The organism is Acinetobacter sp. UBA6720, assembly GCF_002454215.1.
Lineage (GTDB): Bacteria > Pseudomonadota > Gammaproteobacteria > Pseudomonadales > Moraxellaceae > Acinetobacter.
Window position 1 is genome coordinate 1 of sequence record NZ_DKIK01000181.1, and the last position, 17,073, is coordinate 17,073.

12 protein-coding genes are annotated in these 17,073 nt (G+C 40.3%); 9 read left to right on the forward strand and 3 right to left on the reverse strand.

What is annotated here, in order from left to right; translation table 11 throughout:
* Window positions 1-970 (forward strand): beta-ketoacyl-ACP synthase III (locus tag B4F08_RS15290; protein ID WP_291375190.1); only part of this gene is annotated, 970 nt, incomplete at its 5' end.
* A 471-nt stretch (window positions 971-1,441) separates the two neighbouring features.
* On the opposite strand, the gene B4F08_RS15295 is transcribed toward B4F08_RS15290, so the two are convergent.
* The 3 genes from B4F08_RS15295 to B4F08_RS15305 form a co-directional block, all read right to left on the reverse strand.
* Window positions 1,442-1,720 (reverse strand): hypothetical protein, encoded by a 279-nt coding sequence (locus B4F08_RS15295; RefSeq protein ID WP_086208378.1) that lies wholly within the window; start codon window positions 1,718-1,720, stop codon window positions 1,442-1,444.
* Between the two features lie 267 nt (window positions 1,721-1,987).
* Entirely contained in the window at window positions 1,988-2,989 is a 1,002-nt protein-coding gene (locus B4F08_RS15300; RefSeq protein WP_086208377.1) for an ABC transporter substrate-binding protein, read from the reverse strand.
* 3 nt (window positions 2,990-2,992) lie between these two features.
* Window positions 2,993-3,580, reverse strand: coding sequence for an ANTAR domain-containing response regulator (locus B4F08_RS15305; RefSeq protein ID WP_119063497.1), 588 nt, complete (start codon window positions 3,578-3,580; stop codon window positions 2,993-2,995).
* Between the two features lie 647 nt (window positions 3,581-4,227).
* On the opposite strand from B4F08_RS15305, the gene B4F08_RS15310 reads away from it, so the two are divergent.
* The 8 genes from B4F08_RS15310 to cysS form a co-directional block, all read left to right on the forward strand.
* Window positions 4,228-5,601, forward strand: coding sequence for an MFS transporter (locus B4F08_RS15310; RefSeq protein WP_086208375.1), 1,374 nt, complete (start codon window positions 4,228-4,230; stop codon window positions 5,599-5,601).
* Window positions 5,602-5,635: 34 nt separating this feature from the next.
* Complete coding sequence (nirB, locus tag B4F08_RS15315) at window positions 5,636-8,182, forward strand: nitrite reductase large subunit NirB (protein ID WP_086208374.1); 2,547 nt, start codon at window positions 5,636-5,638, stop codon at window positions 8,180-8,182.
* Between the two features lie 88 nt (window positions 8,183-8,270).
* On the forward strand, window positions 8,271-9,881 hold the full coding sequence (gene nirD / locus B4F08_RS15320) for a nitrite reductase small subunit NirD (RefSeq protein ID WP_086208373.1): 1,611 nt from the start codon (window positions 8,271-8,273) through the stop codon (window positions 9,879-9,881).
* A 286-nt stretch (window positions 9,882-10,167) separates the two neighbouring features.
* The gene (locus tag B4F08_RS15325) at window positions 10,168-12,972 is read left to right on the forward strand and encodes a nitrate reductase (RefSeq protein ID WP_291375193.1); all 2,805 of its coding nucleotides are present in this window, start codon (window positions 10,168-10,170) and stop codon (window positions 12,970-12,972) included.
* Window positions 12,972-13,598: a molybdenum cofactor guanylyltransferase gene (gene mobA, locus B4F08_RS15330; RefSeq protein ID WP_086208371.1), complete on the forward strand. Its 627-nt coding sequence runs from the start codon at window positions 12,972-12,974 to the stop codon at window positions 13,596-13,598. Before B4F08_RS15325 ends, mobA begins: the two co-directional genes overlap by 1 nt.
* Before the next feature lie 347 nt (window positions 13,599-13,945).
* Entirely contained in the window at window positions 13,946-14,971 is a 1,026-nt protein-coding gene (moaA, locus tag B4F08_RS15335) for a GTP 3',8-cyclase MoaA (protein ID WP_119063492.1), read from the forward strand.
* Between the two features lies 1 nt (window position 14,972).
* Entirely contained in the window at window positions 14,973-15,515 is a 543-nt protein-coding gene (locus B4F08_RS15340; RefSeq protein WP_110975178.1) for a molybdenum cofactor biosynthesis protein MoaE, read from the forward strand.
* Window positions 15,516-15,660: 145 nt separating this feature from the next.
* Window positions 15,661-17,073: cysteine--tRNA ligase (cysS, locus tag B4F08_RS15345; RefSeq protein WP_291375196.1), on the forward strand; the 1,413-nt coding region annotated here is incomplete at its 3' end.

The following is a 17,073-nucleotide window of genomic DNA, read 5'->3' on the forward strand; positions in this document are numbered from 1 at the left end:
CCGTCGTGGGTCAAGCGCAGAGTTCATTGAAAAAGCATCTGGTGTAAAACGTCGTTATGTGGTTGAGAAGACAGGGATCTTAGATCCGAAGCGTTTACGTCCATTGTTACATGAGCGTTCAAATGATGAACTCTCGATTCAAGCCGAATGGGGCGTGATCGCAGCGAAACAAGCGATGGAAAATGCAGGCGTAACTGCAGAAGATATTGATGTCGTGATTTTGTCATGCTCAAACTTACAACGAGCTTACCCTGCGGTTGCAATTGAAATTCAAACTGCACTTGGTATTCAAGGCTATGCCTACGACATGAACGTGGCGTGTTCGGCAGCAACTTTTGGCATTAAACAAGCCTATGATGCAATCAAAGCAGGCGGACGCCGTGTATTATTGGTGAATGTCGAAATCACCTCTGGTCATACCGACTACCGTTCACGGGACTGCCATTTTATCTTTGGTGATGTCGCAACGGCTTCAATCATTGAAGAAACCGACAGCAAAACTGGTTTTGAAATTGAAGACATTAATTTATTCACACAGTTTTCAAATAACATCCGCAATAACTTTGGTTTCTTAAACTTAAGTGAAGTCGATGCAGACATTGAAAATAATCGTTTCGCTCAAGACGGTCGTAAAGTGTTCAAAGAAGTTTGTCCACTGGTTGCCAAAATGATTACAGCGCAGCTTGAGAAAAACAATATTGCACCGACTGATGTGAAACGTTTCTGGTTGCACCAAGCCAATGCCAGCATGAATGAATTGATTTTAAAATTGGTTGTGGGCAAAGAACATGCTCAACCCGATTTAGTGCCAATCATTTTAGATGAGTTTGCAAATACCTCATCCGCAGGGGTTATCATTGCGTTGCACCGCACAGCAGACCAAGTTAATGATGGTGAATATGGCATCCTGTGCTCATTTGGTGCAGGTTATTCTGTTGGTGCAGTACTGGTGAAAAAACACGTTGCATAAGGCTATATGTTACGAGTTGAGTCTGATGCGAAATGGATTGAACGGTTTAACTTCGATCTAAAGGCTAGTTCGCACTGATCTATATTGGTGCTGAGTGGTCAAATGTATCGCAAGCTGTAATGTATATGGCGGATCATTCTAAGTACGTATATTCGATTCGCCGATGTTGGTTGATTATTTTAGTAATCAATATCACGTGGCTATGGTCAGTATTGCTGATCATGGCCATTTTTATTTGCCATTTTAGTGCAGGACCATAAAAGTTTGGTGCCGTTGATCATGTGTCAGCTTATATAGCGATATCGCTACACAGCAGCGAAATTTGATTTGTGGTGGCCGTGAAGCATTAAAGTGCACGGAAAACAGCCCTGCCTAAGTGGTTTTGATGGTTGGAAATAAACTCAATACTTTGCTTTTGGCATTGTGCGGTTTTTTGCTTTAGGTGCTGATTTATCATTGCACAATGATCAACTAAGTTTCTTGTAAATTTTTCAATAAATGAGCAATTTTCATCGTGTGTGTTCTATTGGCTTTGACTTCCATGACTTTATTTTCAATCCACCATAAATACTCAAAAATCTCAGTTTCACTGGATTTTTCACAGATAAAGCGAAATAAATTAGGTAAGTATTCTTCATATTCATCTTGTAGAGCTGGATTACGATAAATACATAGTGGGTCCCAGTCTTTAATCAGTATTTTATTAATCGCATGCAATAAAGATACATGGCGATTTTCCTCGGTAAACATAATTCACCTCCATTATTCATCGGTTAGTTTGATGTTCTATGTATCAGTAGTCATCATGACTCATTTATCTATTGTTTTCATGTTTGAAAAAATAGCTTACATCGCTTTAAGTTTAAGTAAATAGCAAGGCCAGATAGACAGAAGCCAAGGAAAGATTTCCTTTAAAAAGTCGGTCAAGTTAGGTCTTAGATTTACTTCATAATATTATTTAAAATAGATGTTCTAAAATGGTGCGTAATTACAACTCGGTTTACATTTCGTAATAATTTAAAAATTAAGTTTTGGTGAAATGACACAGTTATCACTAATTCTGCGGATTTCATCATTATTTAAATCCACATCATCCCATTTTTGCATTTGCTCGGTAAGCCAAATGAAGTCTGAAACTTGTGGCAAAGCATGTTCTCTAATAAAGCCGCGAATAATACTTTGAATTAGATAATATTTTTCAACATGTACACTATCAGAACATGGGAAACGAATGATGTTGTAATCGACCAGAACCTGCCATACAGCTTCAAAATTTTCCATTTTTTTGAGTTCATCTTGGGCTTTTTCTATAGCTTGGACTAAGGCTGAAAGTGTATTTGGATTGGATATGGCCCATTCTTGCGTGACTGCCAAAACCTTATCTGCAACCCGCGGAATAATGTCTGTTCCAGTTGCAATAATTTGGCTATAACCTTGAATTTCAGCTTGAGTGTTCCATGGTTCTCCGACACAGAATCCCTCAATGAGCTGATTTGAAATGGCTTCTACCATGTAGGGTGGGGGAAGTGTACGTAGTTGAACATGTTTCGCAAAATCAGGATTGGCCAATGCCAGCCATTCACGTAAGCAATAATGATGGATAGATTGCTTAAAGACATGTGCAATAGCCAGCTGTTGTTTATGCTGCATTGCAGTATAAAATTTATGTGCAGTCACTGCTGCATCGTCATTTTTTTGAATGTTTAGTGCATAACAGAGCTTTTGGCTCAAACTGATAAATGCACTGTTATAGCTCAGAACAAGCGGTGTTTGTAGTGGAATACCGAGTTGATCCTGCGCCAGTGCAGCCGCAGGTAACATCGCAGATAGACAATGGGCTGCATCAAGAAAACCAAAAGCTAAACGGTCTCTTAAGCTCGCCCAAGAAGCTTCTTTGACTAAGCTTACATCTAAACCGACTTCTTCAAAAAAACCTCGTTGTTTTGCCCATAATAAAGCAACACAGTCTAAAAGCGGAATATAGCCCAGTTGAAGTTGCGTCTTTTCTAAATGAGCCATGCCTTAGTCCTTGAATTGAGATTGTAGAAGCTGTTGAGCATCCAACAGTCGTCTTGCCATTTCACCAATAGTCATACGATGGCTCATGGCATTTTTACGTAGTAGCTGAAAAGCATCATCTTCGGACAGGTCGTGTAGTTGCATAAGTAATACCTTTGCACGCTCTACATCTTTACGGTCTGCAAGTTTATTTTTAGTATCTTGTAAATCGGAAAGTAGCTTTTTGTGTTTACGAAACTGCTCGATAGATATTTCTAAAATACTTTTTAACTTTGACGGGTCTATACCATCCACAATATAAGCTGTAACACCCGCATCTATGGCACTTTTAATCGTGTCTTTATGGCTGTTTTTAGTAAATAAAACAGTAGGTAAGTTGAACTGGCTCACGCAACTTTCAATAATATCCCGTTGTGGGTGATCCATATCTAATAAAATAACGTCTGCATTTAATTGCTCAAGGCGATTAATATTCAAGTGATCTATAATCAGGCAGGCAACTACATCGAAATCATGTTCGATAAGGGATGTACGAATAAATTGTGCGCGTTCTTGATTGTCGTCAATCAAGGCGATTTTCAGTTTAGGCATGCTGTACAGTGCTCAGGTAAACCTGAAAAATGGGATCTAAAATTGTGCTAGCAATTTAAATGCCAAATGTATGAAAATCCAGCTTTATCTCAGATTGGTGAGTCAATTTTTTACGTAGAGATTCGCTATAAGCTGTGTATACCGAGTAAAAAAGACTTTAATCAAAGAAAAATATGTATCTGAGTTGCTTGTCTAAACAAGCCTGTTTAAACACATTGGATGAAATAGAAGCCTAACACAAAATAAAATATACAGCTTGAAGTACAAATTACTTTTGAAGAGTAACGGGAGACCCACTAGAGAGCACAGAGACAATTCAAAAATTCGTTGTTTGCTCAGCGATAATGCAAAATGCACCAATAGTGATCACGCCGTTAAGAAGTCGAAAAAACATGAAGTTGCCTCTTGAAAAGGACAGGCTGATATTGGCTATAGTGCAAGTATTCTAATTATAAAAAACAATAAAAATCATTATATTAAATTGCTTTGTTAAATATTGGCACAATCATTGCTTAATCTTAATCGAGTCAAAGACGACTCTAAATCAAATTTGTAAGACGGCCAACGACGTCCGTTCTGATCGCTTCTACACCACAAGTTTTTGTGTTGTGGAAAAACAATACGCTCAGTTCTGTCTGGAGAAGGTTATGTCTTCAAATTTAAATGCTAAAAAAGCAACAAAAATAAGTCTTTTTAGTTTCAATGGCGCAGCAATGAGAGCCTTCCACATGAGTTGGCTCGCCTTTTTTGTCTGCTTCTTTGCATGGTTTGCCTGTGCGCCATTGATGCCTGTGATAGCAGGTGAATTTCATCTCACAAAAGATCAAATCGCCAATATTAATATTGCAGCCGTAGCCATCACCATTCTTGTTCGTCTGATTGTAGGTCCACTGTGTGATAAATACGGTCCACGCAAAACATATACAGCACTTCTTATCCTAGGCAGTATTCCAGTTTTTGGCGTTGCTTCAGCAAATAGCTATGAATCATTCCTCTTCTTTCGTTTGCTTATCGGTGCAATTGGTGCAAGTTTTGTCATCACTCAGTATCACACTAGCATCATGTTTGCACCAAATGTAGTTGGAACTGCAAATGCGGCGGCAGCAGGTTGGGGAAATGCTGGTGGAGGTGCAACACAAGTACTTATGCCATTGATGCTTGGTGCTTTAGTGATGTTTGGTGTTGAGCAATCTATGGGCTGGAGAATTGCATTACTTGTTCCAGGCATATTGATGCTGATTGTCGGTTTGATGTATTGGAAATTTACACAAGACTGTCCACAAGGCAACTTTAAAGAACTACGTGCAGATGGTGTAAGTGTTGGTTCTGATAAAAAAGGCGGTGTGGCTATTTTGATGCATGCTGCAAAAAACTATCGTGTTTGGATTTTGTTTGGTGCTTATGCTGCATGTTTTGGTATCGAAATCTTCATTCATAACATCGTCGCAATGTACTACGTAGATCACTTTAAATTTGGTTTAAAAGAAGCAGGTATGGCTGCGGGCATTTTCGGCTTACTGGCTCTATTTGCCCGTGCATTTGGTGGCATTGTTTCAGACAAAATTGCAACTAAAAAAGGCTTAGATGGTCGTACTAAAGTTCTATTTGCAATGATTTTGATGGAAGGTCTGTTCTTAATCGTATTTTCACAAATGAATACAGCAGTCCTTGCCATTCTCGCAATGACCGTATTTGCATTGTTTACTCACATGGCTTGTGGTGCGACTTATGCATTGGTTCCATTCATTGACCGTGATGCTTTGGGAGGTGTCGCAGGCATTATCGGTGCTGGTGGTAACGTTGGTGCTGTGGCTGCAGGCTTCTTACTTAAAGGGATGTTGGATATTCAAACCACACTCATGATTCTAGGTGGCTTGGTCGTCATCGCCGCAAGTTGTGTGCTCATGATTCGTTTCTCCGTAGAACACAAAGAGAAAGAGCAAAAGTTATTTGAAGCTGCGTTACTTGAGCGAAATAGCGTGGAGCAAAATGCTTCAACTGTAATCAAACAAAGCGTTTAAGCCAAAATAACAACAGGAATTAAGGAGAATTGATATGAAATTAGTGATGATTGGTCATGGCATGGTAGGGCATAAATTCATTGAATCTGTGCTAGAACATGCAGGTGATGATGTTGAAATTACGATCTTGGCAGAAGAGCCACGTTTAGCGTATGACCGTGTACATTTAACTGAGTATTTTACAGGTAAATCTGCAAAAGATTTGACCTTATGTCGTGCGGACTTTGCTGATGCTTATGGTATAGATCTCCGCTTAGCGACTAAAGCAACTGCAATTGATACAGTAAATAAATTGATCACCACGAATCATGGCGATGTGATCAGTTATGACAAGTTGGTGCTCGCAACGGGTTCTTATGCCTTTGTTCCTCCAATCCCAGGAAATGATCGTCAAAACTGTTTCGTATATCGCACCATTGAAGATTTAGATGCAATTCGTGCAGCAAGTCTGACCGCAAAGTCTGGTGTGGTGATTGGTGGTGGATTACTCGGTTTAGAAGCGGCTAAGGCACTACGTGATTTAGATTTGGAAACACATGTGGTTGAGTTTGCACCACGCTTGATGGCAGTTCAAATTGATGATTTAGGCGGTAAAGTTTTACGTTCTAAAATTGAGAATCTTGGGGTAAAAGTTCATACCCAAAAAGCAACATCATCCATCGAAGATGGTCTTAATGCTACACACGTGATGAAGTTTGGAGATGGCTCTGAACTTGAAACAGATATTGTGTTGTTTTCAGCAGGGATTCGTCCACGTGATGAATTGGCGCGTCAAAGCGGTTTGGCTGTTGGCGAGCGTGGCGGTATTGTCATTAATGATTATTGTCAAACTTCTGATGCTGACATTTATGCGATTGGTGAATGTGCATTATGGAATAACAAGATCTACGGTTTGGTTGCTCCAGGCTACGACATGGCACGTATTGCAGCAAAACATGTGACAGAACAAGCTTGTCCAGAGTTTGCGGGTGCAGATATGAGCACCAAATTGAAGCTTATGGGAGTAGATGTTGCTTCTGTCGGGGATGCGCATGCGATGACACCGAATGCACTAAGCTATTTCTATGCAGATGAAGACACGATGGTCTATAAAAAGATTGTTGTGAATGCCGAAAAAACGAAATTATTAGGCGCAGTACTGGTGGGTTGTGCAAAAGAGTACAACGACTTATTACAAATGATGCTGAATGGATTAGCAGTTCCAGAGAATCCTGAAAGCTTAATCATGCCAGGTTATGCTCAATCTTCAGCAAAAACGGGTGGAAGTGGTGTTGATCTGCTCCCAGACAGTGCAACGATTTGTTCATGTAATAACGTGTCTAAAGCAGATATTTGTAGCGCAATTGCAGAGGGTTCGACGTCTTTAGGAGCTCTAAAAAAATGCACTAAAGCGGCAACAGCATGTGGCGGATGCGCAGCGTTAGTGACGCAAGTATTAAAATCTGAATTACAACGCCAAGGCGTGACTGTAAATAACCATATTTGCGAACACTTTGCTTATTCACGCCAAGAGTTGTATCACTTGGTACGAGTGAATGAAATCAAAAGCTTTGATGATTTGATTCAACAACATGGTCATGGTTTAGGCTGTGATATTTGTAAACCAGCTGCAGCAAATATTTTAGCATCATGTTGGAATGATTTTGTTTTAAAACCAAGCCATGCTGGTCTGCAAGACAGTAATGATTACTATCTAGGAAATATTCAAAAAGACGGGTCTTACTCGGTTGTACCTCGTATGGCGGGTGGAGAAGTGACACCAGATGGTTTGATTGCAGTGGGTCAAATTGCCAAAGAATACGGTTTATATACCAAACTGACAGGCGGCCAACGTGTTGACATGTTTGGTGCTCAAATTCACCAATTGCCAGAAATTTGGGAAAAGTTGATTGCCGCTGGTTTTGAATCTGGACATGCCTACGGTAAATCACTGCGTACGGTGAAGTCGTGTGTTGGCAGTACATGGTGTCGTTATGGGGTTGATGATTCTGTTGGTTTAGCGATTTTCCTTGAAAATCGTTACAAAGGCTTACGTTCACCACATAAATTAAAAATGGCAGTTTCGGGTTGTACACGTGAATGTGCTGAGGCGCAAAGTAAAGATGTGGGTGTGATTGCAACCGAGAAAGGCTGGAATTTATATGTTTGTGGTAACGGTGGGATGAAACCACGTCATGCAGAATTATTGGCTTCAGACTTAGATACACAAACGCTGATTCAATACATTGACCGTTTCTTCATGTTCTATATCCAAACTGCGGATCGTCTCCAACGTACATCAGTATGGCGTGACAACATGGAAGGTGGTTTAGATTATTTAAAAGACGTTATTGTAAATGATTCTTTAGGTCTGGCTACTGAACTTGAGAATCGCATGAGCCATGTGGTTGGGACGTATCAGGATGAGTGGCGTACTGCGGTTGAAGACCCAGAGGTGCGTAAGCGTTTTGTCACCTTTATCAATGCAAAAGCTGAACAACAACAAGATCCGCATATTCAGTTTGCTTCTGTACGTGGACAAATTCGTCCGAAAACTGAAGCGGAACGTGATAGCAGCCGTATTCCTGTGGTTGAAGCTTAACAAATTAAGGTATTCAAACTTTTCTCTCTAGTGCTCTCTTAAAAGAAAATATAGAGAGGGGATGAAAAAGTTTAAAAGGATAAAGATGATGACAATTTTAAAAGATATGAATGAACTGGATTGGTTGGATATTTGCGCCTTGGATGATATTACGCCAAATACAGGTGTAGGTGCGCTACTCGAAGATCAACAAATTGCAATTTTTCGGGTAGGCAGTGAAAAGCGTGTTTATGCTTTGAGCAACCAAGATCCGTTTAGTAAAGCTTTTGTGATGTCACGTGGCATCATTGGTGATTTACAAGGTGAGCGTGTTATTGCGTCGCCTATTTATAAGCAACATTTTAGTTTAGCAACAGGTCGTTGTTTGGAAGATAAAGATCAAAAACTTTTGGTTTTCCCAAGCAAGATTGAAAATGGCCGCGTACTCATTAGCCCAACGCCACAAAAAACCTATATCACCAATAATGGTACTTCTCAGGAAAAAATGAAGTTGGTCTTGGTGGGGAACGGTTTGGCAGGTATGCGTTGCCTAGAGGATTTACTCGATATGGCACCAGATCGTTATGAAGTGACGGTGATTGGTGAAGAGCCATGGGGTAATTATAACCGCATCATGCTATCACCTGTTCTATCTGGTGATAAGACTATTGATGACATCATGTTGCATCCGCATGCATGGTATAGCGATAAAAATATTCGCTTTATTGCAGGCGACCCAGCAGTGCGTATTGACCGCCCACGTAAGCAAGTTTATACCGAAAAAGGCGTGATGGTAGATTATGATCGTTTGATTTTAGCGACAGGCTCAAAACCATTTATCCCACCTGTGCAAGGTTCGGATTTAAAAGGTGTGCTGAGTTTCCGTGATATTTACGATGTGAATACCATGCTTGAATACAGTAAATCTAAAAAGAATGCTGTGGTGATTGGCGGTGGTTTACTTGGTTTGGAAGCGGCGTATGGCCTAAAACAGCGTGGTATGAATGTGACGGTGTTGCATTTGATGGATCGCATTATGGAGCGTCAGCTAGATAGTAAAGCGAGCCAAATGTTACGTCATAGTATCGAACAAAAGGGCATTTCAATCATTACAGAGGCGAATACTGAAGCTTTGATTGGGGTGGATGGTCATGTGACACAGGTTCGTTTGAAAGATGGCACAGTTTTAGATGCAGACCTAGTGGTTTTTGCTGTAGGTATTCGTCCTAATATGGCCTTAGCACAAAGTGCAGGTCTCCGCTGTAACCGAGGTGTCTTGGTGAATGACACCATGCAAACGTATGACCCAAGTATTTATGCGGTAGGTGAATGTATCGAACACCGTAACCAGACTTTTGGTTTGGTTGAGCCACTTTGGGGGCAAGCGTTTATTTGTGCATCGCATTTGGCTGAGCACGGCAGTTTGACGTTTAAAGCGCCAACAGTACCGACTCAATTAAAAGTCAGCGGTTGTGATGTGTTCTCAGCAGGCAATTTTGAACCGAAAGATGATTTTGAAGATATTATTTTAAATGATGAAAAGCGTCAGATTTATAAACGCATTATTATTCAAAAGGATAAGGTGATTGGTGCAGTTCTATTTGGTGACACGGAAGATGGAGCTTGGTATGCAGAACTTATTTCGGATCAAACGCCAATTTCATCAATTCGCAATAAATTGTTATTTGGTAAAGATTTTGCATTAAAAATAGCAGGGTGATCAAAACCCAACCTTTTAATGTATTGAAGCTCGATACGCGGAAACGTTATCTACTATTGTTTGAGTTGATAGCAAACATGGAAACGAATGTTTCTGCGGACTTTTAGGTAAATGACGGATGCAATGAGTTTGCGGATCTTGCGTTGTTTTAGTCGCATCTTAGGTTTTGCCTACTCTTCGACAAAGAAAAGTAGGTCTAACCGAAGTTTATTCCTGAAAATTAACTTTCTTGCAAAGACGTCGTCGTAATGAATCAAATTGTATATTTCAAAATTAAGGAGTTTCTATGAATAGTATCCCTGTAATGGAACTGCATAGCTCCACAGAAAAAATGATTAAAACGACACAAACGACGTGCCCTTATTGTGGTGTGGGATGTGGAGTAACGGCAACTGTTGAAGAAACTGCTTTAGGGCGAAAAGTGTCTGTGGTGGGGGATTTAAATCATCCATCAAATTACGGAAAACTGTGTATCAAAGGTAGTAATTTAGCCGATACAGTGGGCTTAGAGACACGGGTTTTACACCCAATGTTAGGCCGCAAAAAAGATTTAGATACGTGTATCCAAAAAACATCGAGAATACAAACAGATTGGGATACTGCAACTGATTTAATTGCTGATAAATTCCAACACTATATAGATCAATATGGCCCTGAAAGTATTGCTTTTTATGTGTCAGGTCAGTTGTTGACAGAAGATTATTATGTGGTCAATAAATTTGTAAAAGGTTATCTTGGCACAGCCAATATTGATACCAATTCAAGACTATGTATGTCTTCAGCGGTAGCAGCACATAAACGTGCCTTTGGGGAAGATTTAGTTCCTGCTAGTTATCATGATTTTGAACATACGGATATGGTGGTTCTGGTTGGTTCAAATACAGCATGGTGCCATCCTGTATTGTATCAGCGCATAATGAAAGCTAAAGAAGAAAGAGATCTTTTTGTCGTTGTGATTGATCCACGGTTTACTGCTACTTGTGAGGCTGCAGATTTACACTTGCCAATTTTGCCGGGTCAAGATGTTACTTTGTTCAATGGTCTATTGCAGTATTTGGCAACCAATCATTATACCGATACCGATTTTATTGCAAAGCATACCCAAGGCTTAGATGCTGCGCTTATCAGCAGTGAAACTGAGTTTTCGATCGAAAGTTTGATTGAGCGTACAGGAATTTCAGCGGAAAAATTGACCTTGTTTTTTGAAAAATTTGCTCAAACAGACAAAGTAATGAGCTTGTTTTCAATGGGGGTAAACCAATCTTCACGTGGGGTAGATAAGGCCAATAGTATTATTAATTGTCATTTGTTGACTGGAAAAATTGGCAAGTTGGGTGCTGCGCCGTTTTCAATGACAGGACAACCGAATGCGATGGGTGGGCGTGAAGTTGGTGGTCTTGCAAATATGCTTGCGGCACACATGGACTTGGATAATCAAAAACACCAACAATTAGTACAGCAGTTTTGGCAAAGCCCGACAATTGCGAAACAAGTGGGTTTAAAAGCTGTTGACCTTTTCGAAGCGGTTGAGGCAGGGAAAATTAAAGCCATTTGGATTATGGCGACCAACCCTGTCGTGAGTTTACCAAATGCTGATCAGGTAAAACGTGCGCTAGAAAAATGTGAGTTTGTGATTGTTTCAGACATTTGCAAAGATACGGATACCACGCAATATGCCGATGTGTTATTGCCTGCTCTTGGGTGGGGAGAAAAAGATGGTACAGTCACCAATTCAGAGCGTCGTATTTCACGACAACGTGCCTTTTTGGACTGCCCAGAACAAGCCAAAGCAGATTGGTGGTCAGTTTCTCAAGTGGCTAAAAAGCTGGGCTTTAGTGGTTTTGACTTTGAAAGTAGCCATGACATTTTCAAGGAACACGCAGAGCTTTCAGCTTATCAAAATGCGGGACTGGGTCAGTGTCCGGCGTCTGAGGTTTTTCGCTATTTCAATTTGAAAGGTTTAAGTGATCTTTCATTTACTGAATATCAATATCTTGAGCCAGTTCAATGGCCTATTCTAAATAAAAATCAACAAGATGGTGCTGTTGCTCAGTTATTTGAAACAGGGCAGTTTAGTCATGCGGATCGTAAAGCAAAATTTATTGCAACAGCTGCTGTTGGCGCAGTTAATAAAACTTGCAGTGAATATCCATTGGTATTGAATACTGGTCGAATTCGAGATCAATGGCACACCATGACTCGTACCGGTTTATCAGCCAACTTAAGTACACATAAAGCAGAGCCATATTGCGAAATTCATCCTAACGATGCATTAAAATATGGACTCAAAGATGGAGAGTTAGTTGAAATCAAATCGGTTTGGGGGAACTGTGTATTACGTGCCACAGTGAGTGATAATATTCGTCGGGGACAAATTTTTGCACCGATTCACTGGAATGATCAATTTGCATCAGATGCACGTATAGGTAAAGTCGTAAACCCTGTGGTGGATGCTATTTCAGGGGAACCTGAATTTAAACATACGCCTGTGATGATTCAACCCTTTTATACCCAATGGCAAGGGGTATTTTATGTACGTAAAGGCTTTGAAAACATCGTTCAGAAAACCATTGAAAGTACAGTATGGTGGACAAAGATTCAAACAGCCAAAGCAGTGCGTTATGAGTTAGCAGATCGCCATCGTTTTACTGAAACGACAGAGAAGTTAAAGAGCTTACTTCCTTTTGAAGATGAAAGCTTTGAATGGCTGAATTTAGAAGATCAAACAGCGCACATCAGTCATAGTGTGGTGTTACAAGAGGGACATCTCATTGCGAGCCTTTATATTGCTCCGAAAGCATTGTTACCAGACCGGGATTGGGTTGCAAGTCTCTTTAAGCGTGAGCGGTTAAGCGCAATGCATCGTAAGGCATTGTTAGCTGGTCAAGCAATGTCGATGGGGCAAAGTGAAGGGCCGTTGGTGTGTAGTTGTTTTAAAGTGGGTAAAAATAGAATTATTCAGACCATTAAAGAAAAAAATATCACCGATGAAAAACAAGTCACTGCATGTTTAAAGGCCGGTGGAAATTGTGGTTCATGTTTACCTGAAATTCGAGGGTTGATTAAGGCATGTCAAACTGAGGATGTATAATGAAAAGAAAAATATTTAAACTGGTGACTTATCCTGACACTGAAGTTGTGATTTTAGCAGGTGGACAAGCACGTCGTATGAACGGCATTAATAAACTGCTACAAAAGTTTGATGACGAAATCCAGCTCATCAAAATTCATCAACAGTTAAAATCACGGGCAACAAAAGTGTGGGTGAATAGCCACCGTGACCATTCCATTTATGAACGATTGATTCCATCCATTGGCTTTTTTGAAGATGATGAAACAGGCTTCCAAGGCCCATTAATGGGGATGAAAAGTGCATGGGCGCATGTACAATCAGATTATGTACTGTTTGTACCCTGTGATGTGACTTTCATTCCGAAAAAAGTATTTTCACGCTTACATCAGGCGATGCAACAAGACCCAAACTGTGGTGTGGCGATCGTTGAAATGAATGACCGTGCTTTATATCCATTTTGTTTGGTAAAACGCAGTAGCTTACCGACTTTGATTTGCCACCTTGAACAAAATCAGCGCAGTTTAAGACAGTGCTTTGCAGATTTGCACCCACAAGTGGCACGTTTCAAAAATCATGCACTGTTTTTTCATAGCATTAATTCGTTAGATGAATTGCAACAACATCGTCAGTTAAATTTTTTATAAAAAGTAGCGTTTAAACGGTTCGGATTCTGCGCAGTAGGCACAGATCGCATAAATAAAAATGATTTTGATACTATCTCGTGATTTGACCAATGAATAGTAATACTAGCTAATAATAGAAATATATTTAAAATAAATAAAACAATATCTTAAACTGTTTTTACGTGTCTGATTTACTTTATCTATATAACAATGTGCTGTGTATTGTTCTATTCGTGTTATGAATTGAGCGTATTCAATCTGTTGAATAGCACAAAGTTGGAACATTTATTGCTGTTTTAAAACCAAGAAATTAGGGCGTGAAATTTGAACTGTTCAATAACAGCGCAAATGATGCGTAGGCAAGACAGATGAACAGCATGACACAGTTAGCCGCAATTGGCGTATTCCAAGATCAGTTTGGGCGAGAAAAGCGAAAGCTACGGATCTCCGTGACGGATCGTTGTAATTTTAAATGTGTCTATTGTATGCCTGAACATCCTGAATGGATGAAAAAACATGATCTACTGAGTTTTGAAGCACTCTATCATTTTTGTGAATTTATGGTGCGACAAGGAATTGAGCAGATTCGTATTACGGGGGGTGAACCATTGATGCGGCAGGGAGTGGTGCATTTTATTGAGCAACTCCAATCGCTAAAAAAAATGGGTCTCAAGCGTGTTTCAATGACCACCAATGGTCATTATTTAAAACAATATGCAGATGCTTTAAAACAAGCTGGACTGGATGACTTAAATATTAGTCTGGATAGCTTAGATGCGGATCAATTCCAAAGACTGACCAAGAAACAACTCCATACTGTGCTTGAGGGAATACAAGCCGCACAAGATGTTGGTTTTAACATTAAAATCAATACAGTCCTTATGAAAGGAATGAACGAGGATCAAATTATTCCTTTGGTGCAGTGGGCCAAGCAGCAAAAGCTAGAACTACGTTTTATTGAGTTTATGCCTTTAGATGGCGATCAAAATTGGTCGCAAGCTGATGTTATCACTGAGCAAGAAATTTTGTCTCAACTCAGCTCACAATTTACGGTGCAAGTGCTTGAGGGACAAGGTGCCAATCCAGCGCGTAGTTATCGGGTGGATGGCAGTGTGGTTGGCGTTATATCGACCATTAGCAACTCGTTTTGTGGGGAGTGTGATCGACTGCGCTTGAATGCGCAGGGCGAGTTTTATAATTGTCTCTTTGCTAAGCAAGGTTTAAAACTGAAACCAGATATTCAACAGCTTGCTCAAGATTATCAACATGCATCTGTGCATTTGAAAAGTAAGTTGATGACTTATATCTGGCATAAAGAACAGGGCTTTCAGACTATTCAACAGCAAGTACTCCAACCTATTCGCAAAATCAGTATGCATATGATTGGGGGCTAAAATGACCTTAAAACAGTTTTCACGTATTCAAGCATCTGCTTTTAGTCAAAATGACTTTGATGGTATCCATCATTTTCCTGAGTGCGGCGCTATGGGTATATTTATTGGTACGGTGCGAAATCACCATCAAGGTAAAGCTGTCCAAGCATTGAAATATAGTGCTTATGCACCTGTCGCTGAAAAAATGATTCGTCAAATTGAACAAGAGATCCAATTCAAATATGGCGTGTCTTATGTTCGGGTGGTACATCGGATTGGTACTTTAGCTATTGGCGATACTGCCATTATTGCGATGGCTTACGCTGCGCACCGCCATGAAGCCTTTCAAGCCTGTGAGGAAGCTGTCGAACGAGTGAAACATGAAGTTCCTGTATGGAAAGAAGAGTTTTATCTGGATGGTAGCAGTCAATATGTCGAAGGTTGTTGTATTCGAAAAGACCATGAAGTGCCAAAACCTCATAGCCACGAGCACTGTGATCATGCGTATGTTCATGCCCAGCAAAGCGCATTATTCAATGCCAATATTTACCAGTGGCACCTTTAAGATTTGCATGAGAAAATTTAGCACTTGATGAGTTTAAAAAGGAAAGCGGTGAGATAATTTGAAGAAAAATCTTCTGAAAACTTTATGAAAAATAATGCTTAGGTTAAGATAATCCATTCTTATATTTAAAGTCTTTTGAATCGCTATGCAACCATTTGTTCTATATAACTCAGAGCAACGCAAAAAAGTAGAATTCGTACCTCGTGTTGAGGGGCATATTGATATGTATGTCTGCGGGATGACGGTGTATGACTACTGTCATATTGGACATGCGCGCGTGATGGTTGCATTTGACTATATTATTCGCTTCCTGCGTAGCCAAGGTTGGAGCGTGAAATATGTACGTAACATTACCGACATTGACGACAAAATCATTAAACGTGCCAATGAAAATGGTGAGTCGATTACTCAGCTGACCGATCGCTTTATTCAAGCTATGAATGAAGATGCTGAAAACTTAGGTTGTCTACATCCAGACGAAGCCCCACGTGCAACGGATTATATTGACCAAATGCAGAGCATGATTGGCAATTTGGTTAAAAAAGGCACTGCGTATCCATCTACCAATGGTGATGTGTATTTCCAAGTAGAAAAATTTGCCAAATATGGTCGTCTTTCAGGTCGCAAACTGGAAGACATGCAAGCGGGTGCATCTGAACGGGTCGATGTTGAAGTTGAGAAAAAACATCCCTTTGACTTTGTGCTTTGGAAACATGCCAAAGAAAATGAACCTGCATGGGCTTCGCCGTGGGGTAAAGGTCGTCCGGGCTGGCATATTGAATGTTCTGCCATGTCGACTTGCTGCCTAGGGAACCATTTTGACATTCATGGTGGTGGTTCGGATCTCATGTTCCCACACCATGAAAATGAAATTGCACAGTCTGAGGCTTCAACTGGTGAGCAGTATGTCAACTACTGGATGCATGTCGGTTTCATTAACGTTGATGGCGAGAAAATGTCGAAGTCATTGGGCAATTTCTTTACCATTCGTGATGTGATGGATAAGTTTCACCCTGAAGTGATTCGTTACTTTATTGTGTCATCGCACTATCGTAGTCCTGTGAACTTCTCTGATGTTGCTTTAAAAGAAGCAAAAACAGCACTGTCACGTTTCTACCATTCATTTAAGGCATATCAACAAGCCTATGGTGATACGCACGTCGATACGTTGGATGAAACATTGCTTGAGCGTTTCAACAGTGCCATGCGGGATGACTTTAATACCGCCGAAGCCATTGCGGTATTGTTTGAAGTTAACAAAGAATTGAACCGTGCAGTGAAAGAGCAACATGCTGAGCAAGCGGCAATTTACTATGCAACCTTGCGTCATTTAACCAATATTTTAGGTTTGGTTCAGCACAATGTTGAAGAGTTTCTGAAATCTGACATTGGGCAAGAGGCTTTGGCTTTGTCTGAAGAACAAATTGAAGATTTGATTCAACAACGTCAAGACGCGAAAAAAGCCAAAGAGTTTGCCAAAGCGGATGGAATTCGTCAGTCCTTGTTAGATCAGGGGGTTGTTTTGGAAGACACTCGTCAAGGGACAATTTGGCGCCGT

Excerpts from the sequence above, each read along its gene's own strand:
- B4F08_RS15295 (WP_086208378.1), bottom strand. The coding sequence starts at position 1,720 with ATGTTTACCGAGGAAAATCGCCATGTATCTTTATTGCATGCGATTAAT.
- B4F08_RS15300 (WP_086208377.1), bottom strand. The coding sequence starts at position 2,989 with ATGGCTCATTTAGAAAAGACGCAACTTCAACTGGGCTATATTCCGCTT.
- B4F08_RS15305 (WP_119063497.1), bottom strand. The coding sequence starts at position 3,580 with ATGCCTAAACTGAAAATCGCCTTGATTGACGACAATCAAGAACGCGCA.
- B4F08_RS15310 (WP_086208375.1), top strand. The coding sequence starts at position 4,228 with ATGTCTTCAAATTTAAATGCTAAAAAAGCAACAAAAATAAGTCTTTTT.
- nirB (WP_086208374.1), top strand. The coding sequence starts at position 5,636 with ATGAAATTAGTGATGATTGGTCATGGCATGGTAGGGCATAAATTCATT.
- nirD (WP_086208373.1), top strand. The coding sequence starts at position 8,271 with ATGACAATTTTAAAAGATATGAATGAACTGGATTGGTTGGATATTTGC.
- B4F08_RS15325 (WP_291375193.1), top strand. The coding sequence starts at position 10,168 with ATGAATAGTATCCCTGTAATGGAACTGCATAGCTCCACAGAAAAAATG.
- mobA (WP_086208371.1), top strand. The coding sequence starts at position 12,972 with ATGAAAAGAAAAATATTTAAACTGGTGACTTATCCTGACACTGAAGTT.
- moaA (WP_119063492.1), top strand. The coding sequence starts at position 13,946 with ATGAACAGCATGACACAGTTAGCCGCAATTGGCGTATTCCAAGATCAG.
- B4F08_RS15340 (WP_110975178.1), top strand. The coding sequence starts at position 14,973 with ATGACCTTAAAACAGTTTTCACGTATTCAAGCATCTGCTTTTAGTCAA.